Raw genomic sequence first — 6653 nt, 5'->3', positions numbered from 1 at the left:
GAAGATAGACATAGCACAATACCTACTCAGCATTCCCGGCATAGGGATAGTAACCGTAGCTGGATTTCTAGCGGAAGTAGGTGACCTAGCCAACTACACCCACTATAAGCAGATACAAAAGCTAGCAGGGCTCAACATAGCAGAAAACCAATCTGGGAAACACAAGGGGAAGGCTAAAATATCAAAGAGGGGCCGTCCGGAGCTGAGGAATCTCCTTTACAAAGCAAGCCTTGTGTTAGTAGCCAAAAACAAGGAATTCAAGGCACTCTACAACTACTTCTTAAAAAGGCCTCAAAATCCATTAAAATCCAAGCAGGCATTAATAGCAATTTCAATGAAGCTAATAAGGGTAATGTTCACCCTTGCCAAAAAGAGGGAAAATTACGATTCAGAGAAAGTTCTTGGAGAACATCGCATGAAGCAAATAAACCAGCTAGCGGCATAAAAGTGAGATAGCCAACAAGGCGGGGAAGCAATATTCCCCCCATAAGGGCAAGACCCTGCATGAAAGTAAAAAGCTCCCCGCCTAGCCCTCAAAGGCAGGACGAAGGAATGTAATAAGGGCGTAGGACCCCGGGAGACATGATAGGGTAGTCGAGGGCATGAGTGAAGGATTTGATAGGCAACTTTTAGTAAGTTGCCGCAGGTGGTCTTGTTTTGTCTAAAAAATCTATGGTTAAGCAGCAAAAGCAGCCTAAATTCAGAGAAAAACTAAGATTTTAAGAGTTTTATTTGGCTAATCAAAAAATATTGAGATAGAGGGGGATGCCAGTTGAAGGTTATACTCCTTCAGGATGTGAAAACTCTTGGCAAAAAAGGCGATCTGGTCGATGTCGCCGATGGATATGCGAGGAATTTCCTTTTCCCTAAGAATATGGCGGTGGAGGCCACTCCCGGGAACCTGGCAAAACTGGAACAGGAGAAAAAAGCAAAGGAGAAAAAACTGGCCAGGCAAAAAATGGAAGCCGAAGAACTGGCCGATAAGATTAAAAGATGCAATCTGACGTTGAAGGTCAAGGCAGGAGCCCAGGGAAAACTGTACGGTTCCATAAATTCGAAAAATATAGCTGAGGCTTTAAAGGAGCAATACGGCATCGATATAGACAAAAGAAAGATTCAGCTTGACGAACCCATTAAGGCTTTCGGAAGTTATGAGGTTCCTGTTAAACTTCATCCCGAAGTCGAGGCAAAGTTGACCGTAAAAGTAGTCGAAGGGTGATATATATGAGCCTTGGAACGCCCAAAGTTCCTCCGCACAGTGTAGAGGCAGAACAGTCGGTTTTGGGCTCGATGCTCCTTTCAAAAGAGGCCATCTACGTTGCGCTGGAGCGCTTAAAGAGCGATGATTTTTACCTGGAGGCCCATCGCACGATTTTTGATATCATAGCGGAATTGCACGAGAACAGAGAACCGGTGGACCTGATTACAGTCACCGAGACCCTGAGAAACAGAAAGATGTTGGAAAGTGTAGGCGGTGTCACTTACCTTACGACCCTTACCGAGGTGGTGCCTACCCCAGCCAATATAGCTCAATACTGCAAGATAGTCGAAGAAAAGGCCCTGCTCCGCCGGCTTTTGGAGGCCACGTCCAAAATACTTTCTATGGCCTACGAGGCCAGGGAGGATGTGGAAGAGCTTCTGGATGAAGCCGAACGTATGATATTCGGCATCATCCACAAAAGAAGGGTGGATAACTTCCATCACATAAAGGACGTACTGCTTGCTACCTTCGAACGCATCGAGCAGCTTTACAACTCCAAAGGTGGAATAACCGGCGTACCTACCGGATTTCCCGACCTGGATGCGATGACATCGGGCCTGCAGCCTTCTGACCTCATCCTTGTGGCGGCGAGGCCCAGCATGGGTAAGACCGCCTTTGCCCTGAACATAGCTCAGAACGCCGCAATCAGGCATCGAATACCTGTGGCGATTTTCAGCCTTGAAATGTCCAAGGAGCAGCTGGTACAGAGGATGCTTTGCGCCGAATCAAATGTAGACAGCCACAAGCTGCGCACCGGAAGGCTGGAAGAAGACGATTGGCCCAGACTGGCGAGAGCTATGGGACCTTTATCGGAAGCCCCCATATACATAGATGATACACCGGGCATAACCTGCCTAGAGATAAGGGCAAAAGCGCGGAGGCTAAAAGCAGAAAAAGGTCTGGGACTGGTGGTGATAGACTATCTTCAGCTGATAGCAGGCAGGGGTCAGTCTGAAAACCGGCAGCAGGAAATTTCGGAAATTTCAAGGTCCTTAAAAGCCCTAGCGAGAGAATTGAATGTCCCGGTGCTGGCGTTATCCCAGCTTTCCAGAGCGCCGGATGTAAGGTCCGACCACAGGCCGGTGCTCAGCGATTTGAGGGAATCGGGCAGCCAGGAGCAGGATTCGGATCTGGTGGCGTTTCTGTACAGGGAAGATTATTACAATCCCAATACGGACAGAAAAAATATAGCCGAGGTTATAATTGCAAAACAGAGAAACGGCCCCACCGGGAAGGTGGAACTGCTATGGCTTTCCCAGTACACCAAGTTCGTGAGCATCGAAAAGTACCGCCAGAGCGAAGAGGCGAGGTACGCTTAATCACGGGGAGGAAGGCGCATTGCCTGAAAAGGAAGATTTGAATCCGGAGCTCGAGAAGATTTTAAAGAAAGTTTATATATTTTCCGAGCTTTCCGACGAAGAGCTTGCAAAGGTAAAGAGACTGGTTAATGCCAAAAATTACAAAAAAGGTACTGTCATTTTTTTTGAAGGAGAACCCGGCGATGCGGTGTATTTTGTCAAATCGGGCAAGGTCAAGGTATATAAGGGCGACGACGAAGGAAGGGAGTACATTTTACATATATTCGGCGAGGGCGATGTGTTTGCCGAAGCCGTGCTCCTGGGGGGAGGCACTTATCCCGCAACGGCTGAGGCGGTGGAAGACTCCGTTGTAGGCTTTATAAAAAACGAGGATCTGGAACGCCTTATCAGGGGAAACCCCGACCTTGCGATAAAGATTATAAGGATAATGGCTTCAAGGCTGAGGGACTCCCAGGAGAAGATAAAGAATCTTGCTTTGAGGGACACTTACGACCGCACAGCATGTTTGCTCCACAAAATTTCTTTGGATTACGGCCAGAGGACATCCCGGGGCATCGAGATCGACCTGCCGGTTACGAGGCAAGAGCTGGCAGCTTTGGTTGGCACTTCGCGGGAAACGGTTACCAGGATTTTAAGTCAGATGAAAAAGGACGGCATTATAGATATAGACAGGCAAAAGATCATAGTGCTGAATGAGAGAAAACTGATGAGGTGTGTGAAGGATTGACTGGGCGCGGCGCAAAGCCGCGCTTTTTAGTTGTTTAACTATTTAACGTGCATTTCCAAACAGGATGTAACTATCATACGGACTATAACGAATAATAATGAATAATAATTGCAAAAATATCCGCACAAATAATTGACATTCAAACCTTTCTCTGCTATTATTATTTAGGTTGCGGTATATTAATATTTCGTTGTTGTGAGAATAATATTTTTTAATGTATGCTTTCAATATTATATTATTGGGTGGTGGTAAGATGCCAAGACATTACGATGTGATAATAATAGGGGCTGGGCCCGCGGGAATTTTCACCGCTTTGGAACTGGTGGACAAAGGCGGAAACCTGGACATTTTAATTCTTGAAAAGGGCAAGGACATCGAGGCAAGGGTCTGCCCTTCGAAAGAGAAGAAGGTCAAATGTCTGAATTGCGATCCCTGCTCCATAGTGAACGGTTGGGGAGGAGCGGGAGCTTTCAGCGACGGCAAGTTAACCTTGACTACCGAATTCGGCGGATGGCTCGACGAGTACATCCCGAAGGAAAAGGTGGCAGAGCTCATAGGTTATGTGGACAGGGTGTTTTTAAGTTTTGGCGCCACCGAGATAGTTCACGGAACCGACCAGGAGAAAGTGAAAAAATTGCAGCAAAAGGCAGCGACCGCTGATTTGAGACTCATACCCGCCCGAATAAAGCACCTAGGGACCGAAAAATGCTGGAATATTTTGAGAGAAATGAGAAAATACCTGGACGGTAAAGTAGATATAAAGACAACGACGGCTGTAAAGACCATCCTTGTCCGGGATGGAGCGGTTTTCGGAGTCGTCACGGAAAAGGGCGAGGAATACACGGCCGATTTTGTGGTAGCGGTTCCGGGAAGGGAAGGAGCCGAGTGGTTTGCCAGGGAAGCGCAGCGCCTTGGACTTGATATGGTGATGAATCCCGTCGATATAGGAGTGAGGGTGGAGGTCCCGGCGGTGGTGATGGAGCCCCTGACGGATGTGGTTTACGAGTCAAAATTGGTGTACTATTCCAAGTCCTTTGACGACAAGGTGAGGACATTTTGCATGAATCCTTACGGCGAGGTGGTAATAGAGAATAACAGCGGACTCATCACCGTCAACGGCCACAGCTATGCCGACAGAAAAACCGAAAACACAAATTTTGCACTGCTGGTGAGCAAGACCTTCACCCATCCTTTCAGAGAACCGATTTCCTACGGAAAGTATATAGCCACCCTGGCCAACATGCTGGGAGGCGGAGTGTTGGTTCAGAGATTGGGCGACTTTCTGGCCGGCAGGCGCTCCACTCCGGAAAGAATAAAAAGGGGACTGGTGGAGCCCACGCTGAAGGAAGCAACTCCGGGAGACCTGAGCCTGGTCTTCCCCTACAGGCACATGGTGAGCATACTGGAGATGCTGCAGGCCATGGATAAATTGGTGCCCGGAGTGTATTCCCATCACACGCTGCTTTACGGAGTAGAGGTGAAATTTTACTCGGCACGGCCAGCCTTGAGTTCGAGCCTGGAAACCCAGATAAAAAATCTCTTTGCTGCCGGAGACGGCGCGGGGGTCACCAGGGGACTGGCACAGGCCTCAGTTTCCGGAATATTGGTGGCAAGAGAGATTTTAGATAGGAAATTGAATTGAAGCACTCGACAAAGGAGTGAGGACAATGCCAGGAGTTGTTGTGGTAGGAGCCCAGTGGGGAGACGAAGGGAAAGGACGCATAGTCGATTATTTAGCAAAAAGGGCGGATATCGTGGTCCGCTACCAGGGCGGCAATAATGCGGGGCATACGGTAGAAGTGGACAATGTAAAGTACAAACTTCACCTCATACCGTCGGGAATTCTCCACCCGGGCAAAGTATGCATCATAGGGAACGGTGTGGTGATTGACCCTATAGCGCTGGTTGAAGAAATAAGGTCCTTGGAAAGTTACGGCGTAGACGTCAGGTCGCGGCTTAAGATAAGCGACCGCGCTCATGTCGTGATGCCATATCACAAGCTGCTGGACGAACTAGAGGAGGAAAGGAAAGGCCAGTACCAGCTTGGCACCACGCGAAGGGGCATAGGGCCGGCTTACGTGGACAAGGCCCAGAGGATTGGCATCAGGATGTGCGATCTCCTTGATGAAAAAATTTTCGAAGAGCGGCTAATCATGAACCTGGAAGAAAAAAATTTCATTTTAGAAAAAATATACAAAGTTAAAGGATTCGAGAAAAGCTCTATCATGGAAAGTTATTTGAAAGCAGCCGAAGAATTGAAAGATATGGTGTGCGATACTTCTTCGATTATATACGAAGGCTCCCAAGAAGGCAAAAAAATCCTATATGAAGGGGCTCAGGGGACCTTCCTAGATCTGGACCTGGGGACCTATCCCTATGTAACGTCATCCCACCCGATAGCAGGAGGGGTTTGCATAGGCGCCGGCATAGGACCCACCATGATAGATAAGGTGATAGGGGTAGTAAAGGCGTATACCACCCGCGTAGGCAAAGGCCCTTTTCCTTCGGAACTGTTGGATTCCACGGGAGATTATATAAGGGAGAGAGGCTACGAGTACGGCACAACAACAGGCAGGCCCCGGCGCTGCGGCTGGCTTGATGTGGTAATGCTGAAGTACGCCGTCCGGGTAAACGGCATCACACAGCTTGCCATTACTAAACTCGATACTCTGGGCGGCCTCGAAAAAGTTAAACTCTGCACTGCCTATGAATATAATGGGAAGCTTATTCAAGATTTCCCCGCGAGCCTGGAGGTTTTGGCCAAATGCAGGCCGGTCTATGAAGAACTCCCGGGATGGGAGGAAAACGTATCGGACGTAACCGAATACGATAGGCTTCCCGGCAATTTGCGAAGGTATGTGGAGAGGGTAAAAGAACTTGTGGGTGTCGATATATGCTTTGTATCGGTGGGTCCAGGAAGAAATCAGGGTTTTGAGCTGATAGAGGTAATATGACGTGGAATTTTTAGGGGGTTGACATATTCGCCTTTTTATAGTAGTATATATCTTGCTGTTTGCGTTAAAGCGCGATGCGTTGAGAGCCATTAGCTCAGTCGGTAGAGCACCTGACTTTTAATCAGGGTGTCCCGCGTTCGATTCGCGGATGGCTCACCATCTTTGTGGCCCCGTGGTCAAGTGGTTAAGACACCGCTCTTTCAAGGCGGTAACAGGGGTTCGACTCCCCTCGGGGTCACCATTTTTATTTTTATCTTGACTTACCGTTTTAGCTTGGTTATAATTATAGCTAGAACGGGCGGAAGTAGCTCAGGGGTAGAGCATCGGCTTCCCAAGCCGAGTGCCGCGGGTTCGAATCCCGTCTTCCGCTCCAGCCTTGAAAAATCTAGCTT

The 6653-nt window shown here is 48.4% G+C and carries 6 protein-coding genes and 3 tRNA genes; all 9 read left to right on the top strand.

The window, feature by feature from the left end:
* A partial coding sequence (locus tag AN618_RS11945; protein WP_157081602.1) for a transposase occupies positions 1-445 on the top strand: 445 nt, incomplete at its 5' end.
* Positions 446-772: 327 nt separating this feature from the next.
* On the top strand, positions 773-1219 hold the full coding sequence (rplI, locus tag AN618_RS11940; RefSeq protein ID WP_066355505.1) for a 50S ribosomal protein L9: 447 nt from the start codon (positions 773-775) through the stop codon (positions 1217-1219).
* A 5-nt stretch (positions 1220-1224) separates the two neighbouring features.
* On the top strand, positions 1225-2580 hold the full coding sequence (gene dnaB, locus AN618_RS11935; RefSeq protein ID WP_066355503.1) for a replicative DNA helicase: 1356 nt from the start codon (positions 1225-1227) through the stop codon (positions 2578-2580).
* A 19-nt stretch (positions 2581-2599) separates the two neighbouring features.
* Complete coding sequence (locus AN618_RS11930) at positions 2600-3307, top strand: Crp/Fnr family transcriptional regulator (protein WP_066355500.1); 708 nt, start codon at positions 2600-2602, stop codon at positions 3305-3307.
* Positions 3308-3560: 253 nt separating this feature from the next.
* Entirely contained in the window at positions 3561-4949 is a 1389-nt protein-coding gene (locus AN618_RS11925) for an NAD(P)/FAD-dependent oxidoreductase (RefSeq protein WP_066355498.1), read from the top strand.
* Between the two features lie 25 nt (positions 4950-4974).
* Positions 4975-6261 carry an adenylosuccinate synthase gene (locus AN618_RS11920; RefSeq protein WP_066355497.1) on the top strand — a complete coding sequence of 429 codons (1287 nt, stop codon included), beginning with the start codon at positions 4975-4977 and terminating at the stop codon, positions 6259-6261.
* An 83-nt stretch (positions 6262-6344) separates the two neighbouring features.
* Positions 6345-6420: transfer RNA gene (locus tag AN618_RS11915), tRNA-Lys, on the top strand.
* Between the two features lie 7 nt (positions 6421-6427).
* A tRNA-Glu gene (locus AN618_RS11910) sits at positions 6428-6502 on the top strand.
* A gap of 57 nt (positions 6503-6559) precedes the next feature.
* A tRNA-Gly gene (locus tag AN618_RS11905) sits at positions 6560-6634 on the top strand.
* The last annotated feature ends 19 nt before the right edge of the window (positions 6635-6653 follow it).

It is taken from the genome of Fervidicola ferrireducens, assembly GCF_001562425.1.
GTDB lineage: Bacteria > Bacillota > Thermosediminibacteria > Thermosediminibacterales > Thermosediminibacteraceae > Fervidicola > Fervidicola ferrireducens.
The sequence above is the reverse complement of the archived record's forward strand: the minus strand, read 5'-3'. Positions and strand labels throughout refer to the sequence as shown.